This is a genomic window from Thalassospira sp. MIT1004, assembly GCF_001858545.1.
GTDB lineage: Bacteria > Pseudomonadota > Alphaproteobacteria > Rhodospirillales > Thalassospiraceae > Thalassospira > Thalassospira xiamenensis.
In genome coordinates this window covers 1-15,580 of record NZ_MCAO01000046.1, presented here as the reverse complement: position 1 = coordinate 15,580, position 15,580 = coordinate 1, and the positions used below count along the sequence as shown (strand labels likewise).

Annotated in this window: 14 protein-coding genes; 5 read left to right on the top strand and 9 right to left on the bottom strand. The window is 53.4% G+C overall.

Annotation, left to right across the window (positions count from 1 at the left end; genetic code table 11):
- Nucleotides 1-4 precede the first annotated feature (4 nt).
- From der to BC440_RS23010, 4 genes are all read right to left on the bottom strand, one after another.
- Nucleotides 5-1,486 carry a ribosome biogenesis GTPase Der gene (gene der, locus BC440_RS20030; RefSeq protein ID WP_071241138.1) on the bottom strand — a complete coding sequence of 494 codons (1,482 nt, stop codon included), beginning with the start codon at nucleotides 1,484-1,486 and terminating at the stop codon, nucleotides 5-7.
- A gap of 121 nt (nucleotides 1,487-1,607) precedes the next feature.
- Nucleotides 1,608-2,948 (bottom strand): PQQ-like beta-propeller repeat protein, encoded by a 1,341-nt coding sequence (locus BC440_RS20025; RefSeq protein ID WP_071241137.1) that lies wholly within the window; start codon nucleotides 2,946-2,948, stop codon nucleotides 1,608-1,610.
- A 50-nt stretch (nucleotides 2,949-2,998) separates the two neighbouring features.
- Nucleotides 2,999-3,649: a tetratricopeptide repeat protein gene (locus tag BC440_RS20020; RefSeq protein ID WP_071241136.1), complete on the bottom strand. Its 651-nt coding sequence runs from the start codon at nucleotides 3,647-3,649 to the stop codon at nucleotides 2,999-3,001.
- A 111-nt stretch (nucleotides 3,650-3,760) separates the two neighbouring features.
- The gene (locus BC440_RS23010) at nucleotides 3,761-4,015 is read right to left on the bottom strand and encodes a hypothetical protein (RefSeq protein WP_139192158.1); all 255 of its coding nucleotides are present in this window, start codon (nucleotides 4,013-4,015) and stop codon (nucleotides 3,761-3,763) included.
- A gap of 90 nt (nucleotides 4,016-4,105) precedes the next feature.
- On the opposite strand from BC440_RS23010, the gene BC440_RS20015 reads away from it, so the two are divergent.
- From BC440_RS20015 to BC440_RS20005, 3 genes are all read left to right on the top strand, one after another.
- Complete coding sequence (locus tag BC440_RS20015; protein ID WP_063095613.1) at nucleotides 4,106-4,531, top strand: hypothetical protein; 426 nt, start codon at nucleotides 4,106-4,108, stop codon at nucleotides 4,529-4,531.
- Between the two features lie 154 nt (nucleotides 4,532-4,685).
- Complete coding sequence (locus BC440_RS20010) at nucleotides 4,686-5,039, top strand: DUF2794 domain-containing protein (RefSeq protein ID WP_007090374.1); 354 nt, start codon at nucleotides 4,686-4,688, stop codon at nucleotides 5,037-5,039.
- A 16-nt stretch (nucleotides 5,040-5,055) separates the two neighbouring features.
- Nucleotides 5,056-5,817, top strand: a complete 762-nt coding sequence (locus tag BC440_RS20005) for a tetratricopeptide repeat protein (RefSeq protein WP_071241135.1) — start codon at nucleotides 5,056-5,058, stop codon at nucleotides 5,815-5,817.
- A gap of 62 nt (nucleotides 5,818-5,879) precedes the next feature.
- On the opposite strand, the gene BC440_RS20000 is transcribed toward BC440_RS20005, so the two are convergent.
- The 4 genes from BC440_RS20000 to fliN form a co-directional block, all read right to left on the bottom strand.
- Nucleotides 5,880-6,908, bottom strand: a complete 1,029-nt coding sequence (locus BC440_RS20000; RefSeq protein ID WP_071241134.1) for a ribonucleotide-diphosphate reductase subunit beta — start codon at nucleotides 6,906-6,908, stop codon at nucleotides 5,880-5,882.
- A gap of 40 nt (nucleotides 6,909-6,948) precedes the next feature.
- Entirely contained in the window at nucleotides 6,949-8,823 is a 1,875-nt protein-coding gene (locus BC440_RS19995) for a ribonucleoside-diphosphate reductase subunit alpha (protein WP_071241274.1), read from the bottom strand.
- Between the two features lie 470 nt (nucleotides 8,824-9,293).
- Nucleotides 9,294-11,630, bottom strand: coding sequence for a glucose/quinate/shikimate family membrane-bound PQQ-dependent dehydrogenase (locus tag BC440_RS19990; RefSeq protein ID WP_071241133.1), 2,337 nt, complete (start codon nucleotides 11,628-11,630; stop codon nucleotides 9,294-9,296).
- Between the two features lie 202 nt (nucleotides 11,631-11,832).
- Entirely contained in the window at nucleotides 11,833-12,135 is a 303-nt protein-coding gene (gene fliN, locus BC440_RS19985) for a flagellar motor switch protein FliN (protein WP_007090379.1), read from the bottom strand.
- Nucleotides 12,136-12,320: 185 nt separating this feature from the next.
- Between fliN and BC440_RS19980 the strand changes: the two genes are divergently transcribed.
- A complete protein-coding gene (locus tag BC440_RS19980; protein WP_007090380.1) occupies nucleotides 12,321-13,424 on the top strand; it encodes a PLP-dependent cysteine synthase family protein in 1,104 nt (367 codons plus the stop codon).
- 81 nt (nucleotides 13,425-13,505) lie between these two features.
- Here the strand turns inward: BC440_RS19980 and BC440_RS19975 are convergent, their stop codons facing one another.
- Nucleotides 13,506-14,009, bottom strand: coding sequence for an Hsp20/alpha crystallin family protein (locus BC440_RS19975; RefSeq protein ID WP_071241132.1), 504 nt, complete (start codon nucleotides 14,007-14,009; stop codon nucleotides 13,506-13,508).
- A gap of 309 nt (nucleotides 14,010-14,318) precedes the next feature.
- Here BC440_RS19975 and BC440_RS19970 point away from each other — a divergent pair, with 309 nt between their 5' ends.
- Complete coding sequence (locus BC440_RS19970) at nucleotides 14,319-15,413, top strand: NADH:flavin oxidoreductase/NADH oxidase (protein WP_071241131.1); 1,095 nt, start codon at nucleotides 14,319-14,321, stop codon at nucleotides 15,411-15,413.
- Nucleotides 15,414-15,580: the final 167 nt, after the last annotated feature.

Sequence of the window (15,580 nt, the reverse complement as noted above, 5' to 3'; positions counted from 1 at the left end):
GGCCCTATCGTTTTTTCTTCTTGTTGCCATAGGGGTTGTCACTGCTGCGCAGATAAATGCGGATCGGAACACCCGGCATGTCGAAATCCTCGCGCAGACCATTAATCAGGTAGCGCGTATAGCTTTCGGGCAGCTCGGCGGCCTTGGAGCAGTTGATAAAGAAGCTTGGTGGACGCGATTTCGCCTGGGTCATATACCGCAGACGGATACGACGGCCGGAAATAACCGGCGGCAGATGGCGTTCGGTAATGGCTTCAAGCCAGCGGTTCAACTGCGAGGTCGGAATACGGCGGCTCCAGATATCATAGATATCAAGGACTGTCGGCATCAAGGTATCTGTCCCGCGACCGGTAAGGGCCGAGAATGTCAGGATCGGAATACCCTTGGCCTGCGCAAAGGACGTATCAAGCTTGTCGCGCAAAGCCGACATCACACCGGATTTGTCTTTGACCGCGTCCCACTTGTTCACCGCAATGATAAGCGCACGACCTTCTTCCAGGACCATACGCGCAATCGTCAGGTCCTGCTTATCAAGCGTATTGGTCGCATCGAGCATAATGACAACCACCTGCGCATAGCGGATCACGCGCAAGGTATCGGTCACAGACAGCTTTTCAACCCGATCATCAATCTTCTTCTTGCGGCGCATTCCGGCGGTATCGACCAGACGGATCGGACGGCCTTCATAGGACCAGTCAACGGCAATCGAGTCACGGGTCAAACCAGCCTGCGGACCGGTCATTACCCGGTTTTCACCCAAAAGCTGGTTCAGAAGGGTTGATTTACCCACATTTGGACGGCCGACAATCGCAAGCTGGATTTTCGAATTATCCTTGCGAACAACTTCTTCCTCGCCTTCATCGTCTTCGTCATATTCGATTTCAAAGGACGGGAAAGAACCATCGTCCTCGTCCATCTCGTCATCTTCGAAATCGTCATCGATGGCAGCAATATCGCCTTCCTTGCGCGCCTTGCGCTGCTTGTCGCGATATTCTTCCCAATGGGGGCGCATGATATCTATCAGCAATTCCATGCCAAGGCCATGCTCGGCTGAAATCGGCGCAACATCGCCAAGACCAAGGCCATAAGCCTCGTACAGACCTGCATCCTGATCCCTGCCCTCGTACTTGTTGGCAATCACATAAACCGGCTTCTTGCGTTTGCGCAGCCAGTCGGCAAAGTGATTGTCAAGCGGGGTCAGGCCCGCACGTGCATCGATCAGGAAAAACGCAATATCACATTCTTCAAAGGCCATTTCGCTTTGCTGGCGCATTTTGCCTTCGATGGAATCGTCAAATGCCTCTTCCAGACCGGCGGTATCGATAATATCGAAACCCATATGTCCAAGACGCGCCCTGCCATAACGGCGATCACGCGTGACGCCCGGCTGGTCATCAACCAGCGCCAGCTTCTTGCCGACCAGACGGTTAAACAAGGTCGACTTCCCGACATTGGGGCGACCGATAATGGCTACTTTCAGCGACATCTGACTTTCAGACTCATTGTTATAAAACGGCGATGTGCGCCGAGGGGCAGTTTACCCCGTTCCGGCGCACGCGCATATCAGGCAAAAGATCGGATCTTTCGCAAAAACTGTGTTCTACCTGTTAGCGATACGCGATTAGATCGGCATCCGCAGTCAGGAAGTAAAGACTGTCACCCGCAACAGAAGGCGGCAAGGTGATCGGGCCGGAAACCTCATCCTTGCCGATGATCTCGCCACTATACGGGGAAACAGTCATGATTTCGCCCTGCTCGTTTCCAACGATCAACCGGTCACCAACCAGGACCGGACCGGTCCATACCATCGGGCCTTCCTGATCTTCGGGATCGACAAAACGCGGCAAAGCAGTCACCCATTTAACCTGTCCGGTGTCTCGACGCAAGGCTATCAGGTCATTTGTGTTGGTAAGGATGAAAACATAATCGCCCGCAACCCACGGCGACTGGATGCCTCCGGCTTCCAGTTCCCAGACGCGGTACCCGGTGCGAAGGTCAATCGCAACCGTCAAACCGGCATTACTGGTGGCGATCACCAGATTATTATCAATCACAGGAAGGCCGCGAATATCGGCAATCGCCGAAACCGCATCGGTGCGACCCGCCGATGCCAGAGCATCGGACCAGATCACCTGACCGTTTTCAACACGAAGCGCGTACATTTCACCGGTCGTGTAAGCCGAAATAACAACCCCTTGGTCAACCGCCGGGCTTGCACCACCGATAAAGGAAGCACCTTCAGATGCGCCGCGATGGCTCCAAAGTGTCTCGCCGGTCATTGCGTTCAGTGCGACAGTCTGGTTATCAACCGTCACAACGAACACGCGCCCACCACGAACCGTCGGCGCGCCGCGCATCGGGGCGGTTACCTGTGAGCGCCACATCACGGTTGCACTGGGAGCATCAATCGCAATTACCTCAGCAAAGCCGGTGGTTGCATAAAGAATACCATTCTCGTAGGCCAGACCACCGCCCAGAAGCGTGCTGTCTTCGTCCTCGTCCTTCGCCAGTTCAAGCGACCAGATACGCTTGCCCGATTTGGCACTGAACGCACGAACGACGGCGTCGGCATCAATGGTAAACACCACACCCCGCGCCACAATCGCTTGATTGAGCAGAAGATTGTCATCCATCGATCCTTCCCCGATACCAACAGACCAATCCTGACGCAACACATCGTTGTCCAGACCAACATGATGCAGGGCATGACTTGGCAGACCGCCATTCTGCGGCCAGTCAACCATTGGCTCGGGTTCCGGCAGGATCACACGCTGATCGCTCAGGGCAACATCGGGCTGAACGGTACTTTCAAGCGATAGAACCGCAAGACGTTCCCCCGGAAGCGGCGGATCTTCGGATTCTCCAAGCCAGCTTGAGCATGCCGAAACGGCAACCGACATGCCCATGACGCACAAAAGAGATTTAATGTTGCGTGGTCTCAAAACCATATCCTCTGATCCAGTCCCTGTGAACAGGTTGCCTGTGCCATTCCCGCCAATCAGGCGCCAACGGCTTTCAGAATTTCACTTGCGCGGGCGCGCATGCCTGACGGTGCTTCACTGTCATCGGCAATCTCGGTCAGCAGCGGCTTTGCTGCTTCGACCTCGCCTGCTGCGATATGAAGCATCGCGATCATTTCACGTGCCGAGTAGTACCAGGGATTTTCAGGCACAGCGATCGGTTCCAAACGCGAAATCAAATCCTTGGCATTTGATGCGTCGGCGTTGTTCATCGCAATTTGAACCACGGCAAGGTCGCGATAGATATTTTCGACGTCGCTGTTACCCGCAATTGCCTCAAGCTCGGCGACCGCGGAATCTTTCGCCCCGGCGCGAAGATAAATTGCCGCCTTCTGGAAATGACCAAGGGCGACAAAACCGGCATCGCCATCGGCAATGATCGCATCAAGCGCGCCCAGTGCCGCATCCTGCTTTTCTTCACCAGCCTGTGCCAGTTCAATGGCATTTGCCATGCGCGTGCCGTTTTCGATGCGCGAATTTTCCTCGTAGCTTTTCCAGCCTTCACGCCCGGCAACACCCAGCACGATCACGGCCGCCACACCCACGATGTATTTGCCGTATTTGCGCCACAGCGCTTCATTGCGCTCGCGCTTGAGGTCTTCTTCGACTTCCTGGAAAATATCAACCACGAAAACCGCTCCAATCCGATCAAAAGAAAGCGGGCAACCTGCCCGCTTGTCAGAATTAATTCCGGCAAGGATTTAACGCGCCAGTACGCAAGGGGTCAAGTCCGCTGCACATCAGGAGCCGCCAATATCGCAATTAAATCCCGCAATGCTGTATTTCACTCGCAAAACTTGACCCTCATCACGTTGTTTTTGATCCAGTGAACAACCATCAAAGGAAAGAATTGCCGCCTGCGATGCAGGACCAGACCTTAAACCCGAACGAAAATCTGCCTCTAAAATCATAATCTGCCGTCCGGTTAATTGCCAAACCCGGCTGAAATGTGGCCAATCCGTCCCAACATCAAAAACAGTATCTGCTTCACCCAAAACGGCACATGGATTGCATTTGTAAATTCGGGAAACGGAATTTTAATCGCTACCGGGCAAATACTGACCGGTCGATGCACGGAGATCAGGATGAAAAGCTTGCACAAGGCCCAAAGCCGACAAGAGGCGAAACGTATAATCCGTCAGCGCGTTCTGGCTGGATTATTCGCAACGCTTCTTGGTGCCGGGGTCTCAGGCTGCGATACCACCGCATCCGACATTGCAGGTACACACATCTTCACCGGTGTTGAATGGTATATCGCGCTCGACGTTGTCAGCATCATCAACACCGACAAAACCCTGATTGACCACGTCGTTTCCCTTTCGACTGGCCGCGATTGTTCGACCATCCGCAAGATCGATGGCAAATCATACTGCAAAAAGGACCCGGTCCCGGAACCGCCACTTTATTGCTATCGCACCTTGGCCGCCGTCAGCTGCTATCGCACACCCGATCCTTATAATACCGGCGCACAAACCGTTGACTGGCCGCCAACACGATCACGCAGCCTGTAATCACCTCAACCAACTGAAATCACACATATATTTGTAAAAATTTTCATATCCCGGCCCTTTCAAACTTGAGGCTGCGGATAAACCGCGCTACCGTGTCATCAGAGCGTCATAAACTCTCTACCCCGGCCTTTTGAAATTACGTCCGGAGAAAGACATGGGTACATTGTTCAATCTGGCTCAGTACCGCAAAGCCAAAAGCTTTGTGCATTTCGACCGGACTGAATTGATGCAGCTCATGAACACTTATTCCAGACAAGTCGCAAGTGGTGCATGGCGCGACTATGCCATTGATCACCTTGATGGTATGGCCATGTTCTCCATCTTCCGTTCCTCACACGAAACAGCCATCTTCACCGTCATCAAACTTGGTGCGGATCACAAGAATGCCGGGCATTTCGTTGCACTTCACAGCGGTGAAAAAATTAAACAAAGCTCGGAAATCCAGAACGTTCTTGATGCCGTTGAAAAACGTGCACGCAAAGTCGTCCCGCTGTTCAAATCCCGTTAAAGATCGGTTTCGCCTTTTGCCCCTTTCCATACTTGCTTTCTTCTCGCCCAATCGCGGCAATCGCACCATGCTGTGTGGTTTTCTTGTTCTGGCGGCATATACGTTTCATGCTCCACCGGCACAGGCCGACTACACCAGTGGTTACAAGGCCTATCAGGCGGGGAATTATGAAATGGCCCGCGCACAGTGGCGCGTTGCCGCACAGGAAGACGATCCACGTGCGCAATATGCGCTTGGCCTGCTTTACTATCGCGGTCTTGCGGGACCACAGGACTACCGACAGGCGGCAGATTGGTTTGCCCTTGCAGCACGCTCTAATCATGCAAATGCAATCTATTACCTTGGGCTGATGTATTTCAATGGCTGGGGGCTGCGCTATGACCAGTTCCGCGCCACAGAATTCTTGAAACGCGCTCTTCGTGCCAACGGGAACAATACCGATGCCGCCTTTCTGATTGGCGAACAGTATTTTCACGGGCGTGGAGCGGAACAAAACTATGTTGAAGCCGCCCATTACTACAGGATCGCCGCCGAAAAAGGCATGCATGCCGCCCAATTCATGCTCGGCGCGATGCTGGAACGCGGCTGGGGTATAGAACAGGATTATGCAGATGCCTATTACTGGCTGCGCCGTTCAGCCCTTGGCCCACGCCCCCTGCCTCCCGGTGTCGAACTTGAAATGGACCCGGCAACGGCAATTACCAATCTTGAACCAAAGCTGCGCCTTGAAGAAATCAGACGTGTTGACAAAAGGCTACAGGAATTGGCTGTTCCCTGAACCAGAACACAAAAGGCCACCCGAAGGCGGCCTTTTGCATGATATTCGTTCCTCAAACGGGATCAGGAAAATGCTTCGTCCCAAGTACCGCGCGTTGCGGCTTTTGAATATTCCGTCGCGCGGTTTTCAAAGAAGTTGGTGTGCTCGACCGCATTCAGCATCGCATCCATCCATGGCAACGGGTTCTGTTCAATCCCGTATTGCTCCTTAAGACCAAGCTGGCTAAGGCGGCGATCAGCGATATAGCGGATGTATTTCTTTATATCTTCCGCTGTCAGGCCCTGCACCGCACCGGCTTCGAAGGACAGATCGATAAACGCATCTTCGTGACTGACGATGGTTTTGCAGGCCTCGATCAGGTCGCTGCGCATTTCGTCATCCCAGATTTCCGGGTTCTCTTTGCAGAATGTCCTAAACAGGCGGATGATGCTTTCGCAATGCAGGCTTTCATCGCGCACAGACCATGTGACGATCTGCCCCATGCCCTTCATCTTGTTAAAGCGAGGGAAATTCATCAGCATCGCAAATGAGGCAAACAGCTGCAAACCTTCGGTAAAGGCGCCAAACACCGCAAGCGTCTTGGCGATGTTCCGCTTGCCCTGTGTGGTTAAACGCAGGTCGCCATGCTCGTCGGTATACTCGTCTTCCGGACCAATGCCCCAGATTTGCATATAGTCGTATTTGTCCTTCATTTCCTTGTACTGGAAGAAGGCCTCATACTCGGCTTCGGGCATGCCAATGGTATCAAGAAGGTGCGAATAGGCGGCTACATGGATGGTTTCCATGTTGGAAAATGCCGCCAGCATCATCTGGACTTCGGTTGGTTTGAATACGCGCGTATAATGGCGCATATAGCAGTTATTGACCTCGATATCCGACTGAGTGAAAAAGCGGAAAATCTGCGTGAGCAGGTTGCGCTCGGCATCGGAAATCGTGTGGTTCCAATCCTTGACGTCATCGGCCAGCGGCACTTCTTCGGGCAGCCAGTGAATTTGCTGCTGGGTCAACCACGCCTCATAGGCCCACGGATAACGGAACGGCTTGTAGACCGGGTTTTCCGTCAGAAGATCAATTACTTTATCGTCAGACATATCGTCACTTCTCGCAAAATTTCTGTGTGCTCAAGCCGCTTTACTGGCAGGCGAGACATTCATCATAGTCAGGTTCGCTGGCTGCCTGTGCGGCGGCGGCCGCAACCAGTGCCGGGATTTCAAACGAGCTTTCCGGGCTTGGCATATCGTCATCATTCGACTTCGCACGCCCCGGAATGTTCGCAACCACCTCGGCCCGCTGGATCGATTTCGACCGGCAGTAATAAAGGCTTTTGACCCCCTTTTTCCATGCCTGGAAATGGATCTGATGCAGGTCGCGTTTATGAACATTCGACGCCAGGAAGATGTTCAGTGACTGTGCCTGATCAATCATCGGCGTGCGATCACCGGCAAGTTCGATCAGCCAGCGCTGATCCAGCTCGAACGCAGTCTTGAAGATGTCCTTTTCCAGATCAGACAGGAAATCAAGATGCTGAACCGATCCTTCATGCACCGTGATGGATGTCCAGACTTCTTCATTATTCCGACCTTTTTCTTCCAGAACCTCGGCAAGATACTTGTTACGCACGTTAAACGAGCCCGAAAGCGTCTTGTGTGTGTAGGAGTTCGCCGCCATCGGCTCGATTCCCGGCGAAGCACCGCCGCAAATGATCGAAATCGATGCGGTCGGCGCAATCGCGGTTTTGTTCGAGAAACGGGCTTTGATGCCGTATTCGGCCGCATCCGGGCACGAACCGCGTTCTTCCGCCAACTTCTCGGACGCAGCATCGGCATGCTTTTTCAAGTGATCAAAAATCTGCTTGTTCCAGACCTTGCTCATCACCCCTTCAAGCGGCACTTTCTGCGCCTGCAAGAATGAATGGAAGCCCATCACGCCAAGACCAACCGAACGTTCACGCATCGCGGAATATTTCGCACGCGCCATGGTATCGGGCGCATGATCGATAAAGTCCTGAAGCACGTTATCAAGGAAACGCAGAATATCTTCGATGAACTGCGTGTCATCCTTCCAGGTCAGATAATGTTCAAGGTTCAGCGACGACAGGCAGCAAACAGCAGTACGATCCCCGCCCAGATGATCCTTGCCGGTCGGCAACGTGATTTCCGAACACAGGTTCGACGTCTTAACACTAAGCCCGGCCAGCTTGTGGTGTTCCGGCACCGCACGGTTCACGGTGTCGATGAACAGCATATAGGGCTCGCCTGTTTCAACGCGCGATGTCAGCAAACGTATCCACAATGAACGCGCGCTGATTTTGCGGACAACATGCCCGTCTTTTGGGGATGTCAGCGCCCATTCTTCATCATTTTCGACCGCACGCATGAAGGCATCCGAAATCGCAACGCCCTGATGCAGGTTCGGCGTCTTGCGGTTCGGGTCACCACCGGTCGGGCGGCGCATCTCGGAAAACTCTTCGATCTCTGGATGGCTGACCGGCATATAAACCGCGGCCGATCCGCGGCGCAACGATCCCTGACTGATCGCCAGTGTCAAGCTGTCCATCACGCGAATGAACGGCACCACCCCGGACGTCTTGCCGTTCTTGCCGACCTTTTCCCCAATCGAACGCAGATTGCCCCAGTATGAACCGATTCCGCCGCCACGTGCCGCAAGCCAGACATTCTCTGTCCAGATATCGACAATACCGCCAAGATTATCGTCTGCCTCGTTCAGGAAGCAGGAAATCGGCAAGCCGCGCGTCGTCCCGCCATTCGACAGGATCGGGGTCGCTGGCATGAACCAAAGCTTGGAAATGTAGTCATAAAGACGCTGCGCATGCGCTTCATTGTCACCATAGTAGCTGGCAACGCGCGCAAACAGATCCTGATAGCTTTCGCCCGGCATCAGATAACGGTCATTCAAAACCGCCTTGCCAAAGTCAGTCAGCAATGCATCGCGCGAACGATCAACAATAACGCGCGCACCTTTTTCGTGCTGCACCACATCCAGCATCTTCATGCTTGTAGTCCCCTTACCTGAACGGTCGCACGTTGGCGGCGATCCGCTTCCTGTTTGTTATCTTCATCAAACGGCGTTTGCCTGATCCGGCCCCGGTTGACGGCCTGCCAGATCATGAAAAATAGCCGTTTCCAATGCCCGTTTGAAAATGGTTATGCCTGCTCAAAGCCCGATTGAAAACACAATATGTAGTGGGAATGGATAAAAAATCGTCAATTGATTGTATCAGTTCCGTTACAATCCCGGATATCCAATGATTCGCGGCAAAGGCATTTTTTACTCCCCCTGCGGTCAAGCAAAAGATCAGCAAAATTTTTGCGAACAGCTTGATCCCAAAGGTTGAGTTTGGGGTGATCAGCATCCTACAAATTCGCAAAACGCCAGTTGCGATTCCCGATTTGAATTGTCCCAAACAAAAAGCGCCCTGACAAACCGGACGCTTTTTACAGATATTCGAAACGTGCTTAGGGTAGTTTATAGGCCACCACGTAATCACCGGCCTTGGTTCCGATAGAACCATGCCCACCAGCAACGATCAGCACATATTGTGTGCCGTCATCGGTGGTGTAGGTCATCGGCGTTGACTGCCCGCCAGCAGGCAGCCGTGCTTCCCAAAGCTGTTTGCCCGTGGTGACGTCATAGGCACGGAAGTAGTTATCAACCGCCGCACCAAGGAACGCCACACCACCCTTGGTGATGATCGGGCCACCGATGCCTGGCACACCAAGCTCGAACGGTAATGGCAGGGGTGTCATGTCCTCAACCGTACCGTTTTTATGCTTGTAAACAACCTCGCCAGTGCGAAGGTCCGCCCCCGCGACATAGCCCCACGGCGGAGCTTGGCAAGGTACGCCAACTGGTGACAGGAACGGCCCCATACTGACTGCATAAGGCGCGCCTTCATTGCGGTTGATCCCCATCTCGCTGGCTTTTCCCGTACCGCGCGGCGGCACTTCGTCGCGTGGGATCAATTGCGATGTGAAAGCAAGATATGTCGGCATGCCGAACATGATCTGTTTTTCGGGATCAATCGCCACACTGCCCCAGTTGAATGTGCCAAAGTTACCGGGATAAACCAGCGTCCCTTCCAAAGAAGGCGGGGTATAACGGCCCTCATATTTCAACTGATGGAACTGAATGCGACATGCCAGCTGATCAAACAGTGTAATGCCCCACATATCCTTTTCCGTCAGCGGTTCGGGCATGAAGGTCAGGTCCGATACCGGCTGCGTCGGCGCTGTGAAATCTTCCGGGATCGCACCGCCAGGTGCGGGAACTTCCCTAACCGGAATGATCGGTTCGCCCGTTCGGCGATCAAGGACATAGATATCACCCTGCTTGGTAGGTCCGACAAGTGCCGGGACATTTTCACCATCGGATGTGGTGATATCGAGCAACGCGGGCTGGGCCGGAACATCCATATCCCAAAGGTCGTGATGCACCGTCTGGCGCACCCACTGTACCTGTCCGGTTTCAAGGCTAAGCGCAACGATGGATGATGAATAGGTTTCAACCTCTTCACTACGACCCATACCCAATTGATCGGGCACCTTGTTGCCCAGGGGCACATAGATCATGCCGAGCTCCTCATCTGCGCTCGACACTGACCAGCTATTGGGTGAATTCGCGGTATAGGTCTGGCCTTCGGGGATCGGTTCGGTCTGTTCAGGATTGCCGGAATCCCAGTTCCACACAAGCTCACCGCTATTGACGTCATAGGCACGAATGACACCCGACTGGGATTTGGTCGAATAATTGTCATTCACCGCGCCGCCAATAATGATCTTGCCATCAGCAACAACCGGCGGCGAGGTAGAATAATAATATCCGGCCGGGTTGTAGGGCATGCCGTCTTCCAGCTGGACGGTTCCCTGATCACCAAAGTCGGCGCAAATCTCGCCGTTATTAGCATCAAGGGCAATCAGTCGCGCATCCGACGTCGGCAGATACACCCTTGCGGCACACGATGCATCTGCTGACATCGCGGTATCCTGATAGAATGTCACCCCTCGGCAGGTCTGGTGCTGCCGGTCGGTATTATCGGGAACTTCCGGATCAAACCGCCATTTTTCCCGTCCGGTTTTGGCATCAATCGCCATTGCCCAGCTATGCGGCGTACACAGATAAAGCGTGTCATTGATCTTAAGAGGGGTCACCTGATAGGTCGTTTCAGGCACGTCTTCGGACCGCCTGACATCGCCGGTCTGAAAAACCCACGCCTGTTCAAGTGTCGCAACATTATCGGTGTTGATCTGATCAAGAGGCGAATAACGTTGCCCGAACGGTGTCCGTCCATATTGATGCCAATCACCTGCCGGAACATCGCCGCCCAGGTCAGGATTGGAAACAACCGGGCTGTTGTTTAACTGGCCCTCGATTGCATGGGGGTTATTCATCATCGAATACACCGCAACAACAATCGCCAGGACAAGGCTGCCCTCCAGCACAAACGAACGTGTTGGTTTGACTTCCGGCACTGGCTGCCCGACCAGAAGCGTCTTGCGATAGGCAGGCATGGCAAGCCACAGGCCGATCAAAACAATCAAACCACCGCGCGGTCCCAACTGCCACCAGTCAAACCCGACTTCCCAAACGGCCCAGCCAAGGCTTGCGATCATGAAAAGTGCGTAAAACGGTAAAACGACAGGTCGTTTTGCGAATGAAAGAGCCGCGGCAATCAGAAATGCCAATCCGGCAAATGCATAATACCAGCTACCATCCAGCAAAATAAGCCAGACGCCCCCGGCACCAAGTGCCAGTCCGATCAAGGCCAGCAATCCGGATGTCAGAATATTGATCATGAGATTGTCCTCGTTGTGCGTAAAAGCGGGACATACCGACACAGCCTTTGACCATAAAATGGCAGGTTAAAGGCAGTATCGGCATTTGTTCCAGAACGCACAGACTGCAACACCGGTTCCAACCAACATCGGGAAAAATAAAAACCACCGGCTGCCAACAATCCGGTGGTTTGCAAAATGGCTGAGTTCTTTGGAAAATCTCTTAGTGATGGGTCTCGATAATGGTGCCGGATTTAACAACTTCGGTGATCGTTACACCAAGGTTTTCATCCACGACAACGAGTTCCCCACGTGCCACCAACCGGTTATTGACGTAAATATCAACTGGCTCCCCCACTTTGCGATCCAGTTCAAGAACCGCACCGCGGGTCAGGCGCATCAATTGTGCAACCTGAATCTGGCTTTTGCCGATCACGGTCGATACGCGTACCGGCACATCATACGCCGCCCCGATTTCAGATGCAGCGTGACGTTTGGCAAAAGGATCGTCGTCGTTTTTAGCCATGGTAACCAGATCACCCGGATAAAATGGAAGAATCGCGAAACTCTATTCTAGAGGTTAGCTTTGAAAAAAGTGTTAGCAAGCTTATTCGCAAAATTTACGGTAGTTTTCTGTATAATAATCGCCTACATGAAGAAATCTTCAACGATCCGCGTCACCAGCGCCAAACAGAAATAGCAGGACTTTTCATGAGCTACGATCGCCAATGGGTGGCTGATGCCATCAACATCATCGAAGCCGACTTCAACCGGTCTGCCGACACCCATCTGATCCGTCTTGATCTGCCGTCACTTGATGGCATCGGGCTTTACCTCAAGGATGAATCGACCCATCCGTCCGGCAGCCTGAAGCATCGCCTGGCGCGCTCATTGTTCCTGTATGGCCTTTGCAATGGCTGGATATCCAAAGACACCCCGATCATCGAGGCATCAAGCGGCTCCACTGCCGTGTCCGAAGCCTATTTTGCCCGCCTTCTGGGGCTTCGCTTTATTGCGGTGATGCCCAAATCAACATCGCAACAGAAAATCGATCAGATCGCCTTTTATGGCGGCGAAAGCCATCTGGTCGAACACAGCGGCCAGATTTATGCCGAATCCCAACGCCTGGCGCGGGAACTGGGAGGCCATTACATGGACCAGTTCACCTATGCCGAACGCGCAACCGACTGGCGGGGCAACAACAATATCGCTGAAAGCATCTTTGACCAGCTCAAACGCGAACCCCACCCTGTTCCGCGCTGGATCATTGTTGGTGCCGGTACGGGTGGAACATCTTCTACCATCGGTCGCTATATCCGTTACGGACAGATCCTTGGCATGGGATGCGAACTTTGCGTCGCGGATCCGGAAAACTCGGTTTTCTATGACGCTTATGAAACCGGCAAATGCGACATCACCGGGCAAAAAGCATCACGTGTCGAAGGCATCGGTCGCCCGCGCGTTGAACCAAGCTTTAACCCCAACGTCGTCGATCACATGATCCGCGTACCGGATGCCGGCAGCTTCGCCGCCCTGCAATATCTGGAAAAACATATGGGAAGGCGTTGCGGCGGGTCGACCGGCACTAACCTGATCGCCACCCTGTCACTGATCAGTCAGATGAAAAAGGCTGGCGAAAGCGGATCGGTTGTTACCCTGCTGTGTGATGGCGGTGACCGCTATCGCGATACCTATTACAATCCCGACTGGATCATCAAACAGGGCATCGACCTTGACCCTTGGCATGCCGCCCTCGAAGCCTTCGATAAAACCGGTGTGTTTGAAATGCCGATGGATTGCTGCACGGCTCACTAACCATCGCCATGCGACCGCAGACAAAAAAGACGGGCGGATTTCTCCGCCCGTTCAGGTGCTTCATCAAGGTTGAGGCAAAACTTACCCGGAAATCGCAATCTTGCGCGGCTCCGGCTTCACTTCCGCTACTTTAGGGAGAGTGAACGTCAGGACACCGTTCTTGAACGATGCCGCAATCTTGTCTGCATCGACGGTATCAGGCAGACGGAATGAACGTTTGAAGCTGCCATAGGTGCGCTCAATAACACGGGCACCATCATTGCTTTCACGGGTTGATTTCTTTTCACCCGTAATCGTCAGGACACCTTCAAGTACCGACACATCAACATCGTCCTGTTCAACACCCGGAAGTTCGGCGGCAAGTTCGATATTGTCATCAGTTTCGTGGACGTCGATGCGCGGGGTCAAAATCTTTTGCGACACCTCGTCACCACTTGCACCAGCAGAATTCACAAGCCCGTCACGTCCAAAGATCGAGCCGATCATACGATCAAAATCACGTCCGAAAACACCAAACGGATCACCATATGCCGGACGCGAAGCCAGACGACGAGCAGTACCATTTACAGTCTGAAGACCAGTCATAATTACCCTCCTAAACAGACAGGTAGTTCTTGCGCCACAGGTCCAGACATGCTGCAACCCTGACGCGTACAAGGCCACCATGGCCCTTCGATTCAACAAATAGATCAGGGTCATTTTTCCGCAAGTAGGTGCACGCATTTTTTTGAAAATTTTTTCGCTCCTTATCTCGCCCTCATCGGTGTCCTTATCTGGCCGACCATTCCACAAGACGGAAAAGCCTTGGATCCCTATGGCGCGAACTGCAATTTCCAACTAGCTTCATGTCATTGTCGGTAGGAACCCCTGCCCCCACTGATACAGGACACCTCCATGAGCCACCTTTTTACGCAGCTCTGCCTTGGCAAGCTTGAACTGGAAAACCGCATTGTCATAGCGCCGATGTGCCAATATTCCGCCGATAACGGTAAAGCCACGGCATGGCACGACATGCATCTTGGCAATCTTGCCCAATCCGGTGCCGGCCTTCTGATAATCGAGGCATCTGCGATTGAACCCGAAGGCCGCATTACCTATGGCGATCTTGGACTATGGGACGATGAAACCGAAGCAGCCCTTGGCAAGACCCTCGCCGCTGTGCGCAGCCATTCCGACATGCCAATTGCCATCCAGCTTGCCCATGCCGGGCGTAAGGCATCCTGCGAAAAGCCTTGGGATGGTGGTGGCGCCATTGCACCGGATCATGAAAATGGCTGGCAGGTTGTTGCCCCGTCCGCTGTTCCGTTCCGTGCAGGCGACCCGGAACCAGAGGCACTCAACACCTCACGCATCCGCGAAATCATTCAGGGCTTTGCCGATGCGGCCAAGCGCGCGGATCGACTTGGTCTTGATGCCATCGAAATTCACGGGGCACACGGGTACCTGCTCCATCAATTCCTCTCACCACATTCCAACAAACGCGATGACGACTATGGCGGATCGCTTGAAAATCGTATGCGGATCGTGATCGAGGTTTATGATGCAGTTCGCGCAGCTTTCGATCCTGCCAAACCGGTCGGCATTCGGATTTCGGCTTCTGATTGGGTCGAAGGCGGCTGGGATATTGATCAAAGCGTCGAATTGGCCCGTGTCCTGAAGGAACGCGGTTGCGATTTTATCCATGTGTCATCTGGCGGTCTTCACATCGATCAGAATATCCCCGTTGGCCCGAACTATCAGGTCCCCTTTGCAGATCGCATCAAATCGGAAACCGGCATGACCACCATCGCGGTTGGCCTGATTACCGAAGCAGAACAGGCAGAGGCCATTGTCTTCACCGGTCAGGCCGATGCCATTGCGCTGGCGCGTGGCATTCTTTATGACCCGCGCTGGCCGTGGCATGCGGCAGCAAGCCTTGGTGCCGAGGTCAAGGCGGCCAATCAGTATCTGCGCTGTCAGCCACGCACACTTAAAAAGCTGTTCGGTTAATCTGAAAAATCCCCGCAACTCATCTGATTGCGGGGATTTTTATCGCAATCGATACAAAAACAAAAAGGGCCTCGCAAATGCGAGACCCTTCAGACTGCTGACAAAGTCCTCGCCATTGGCGGGGACTTTTGATTCAATGGGGAATGCTTAAGAAACCCAGCCCACAT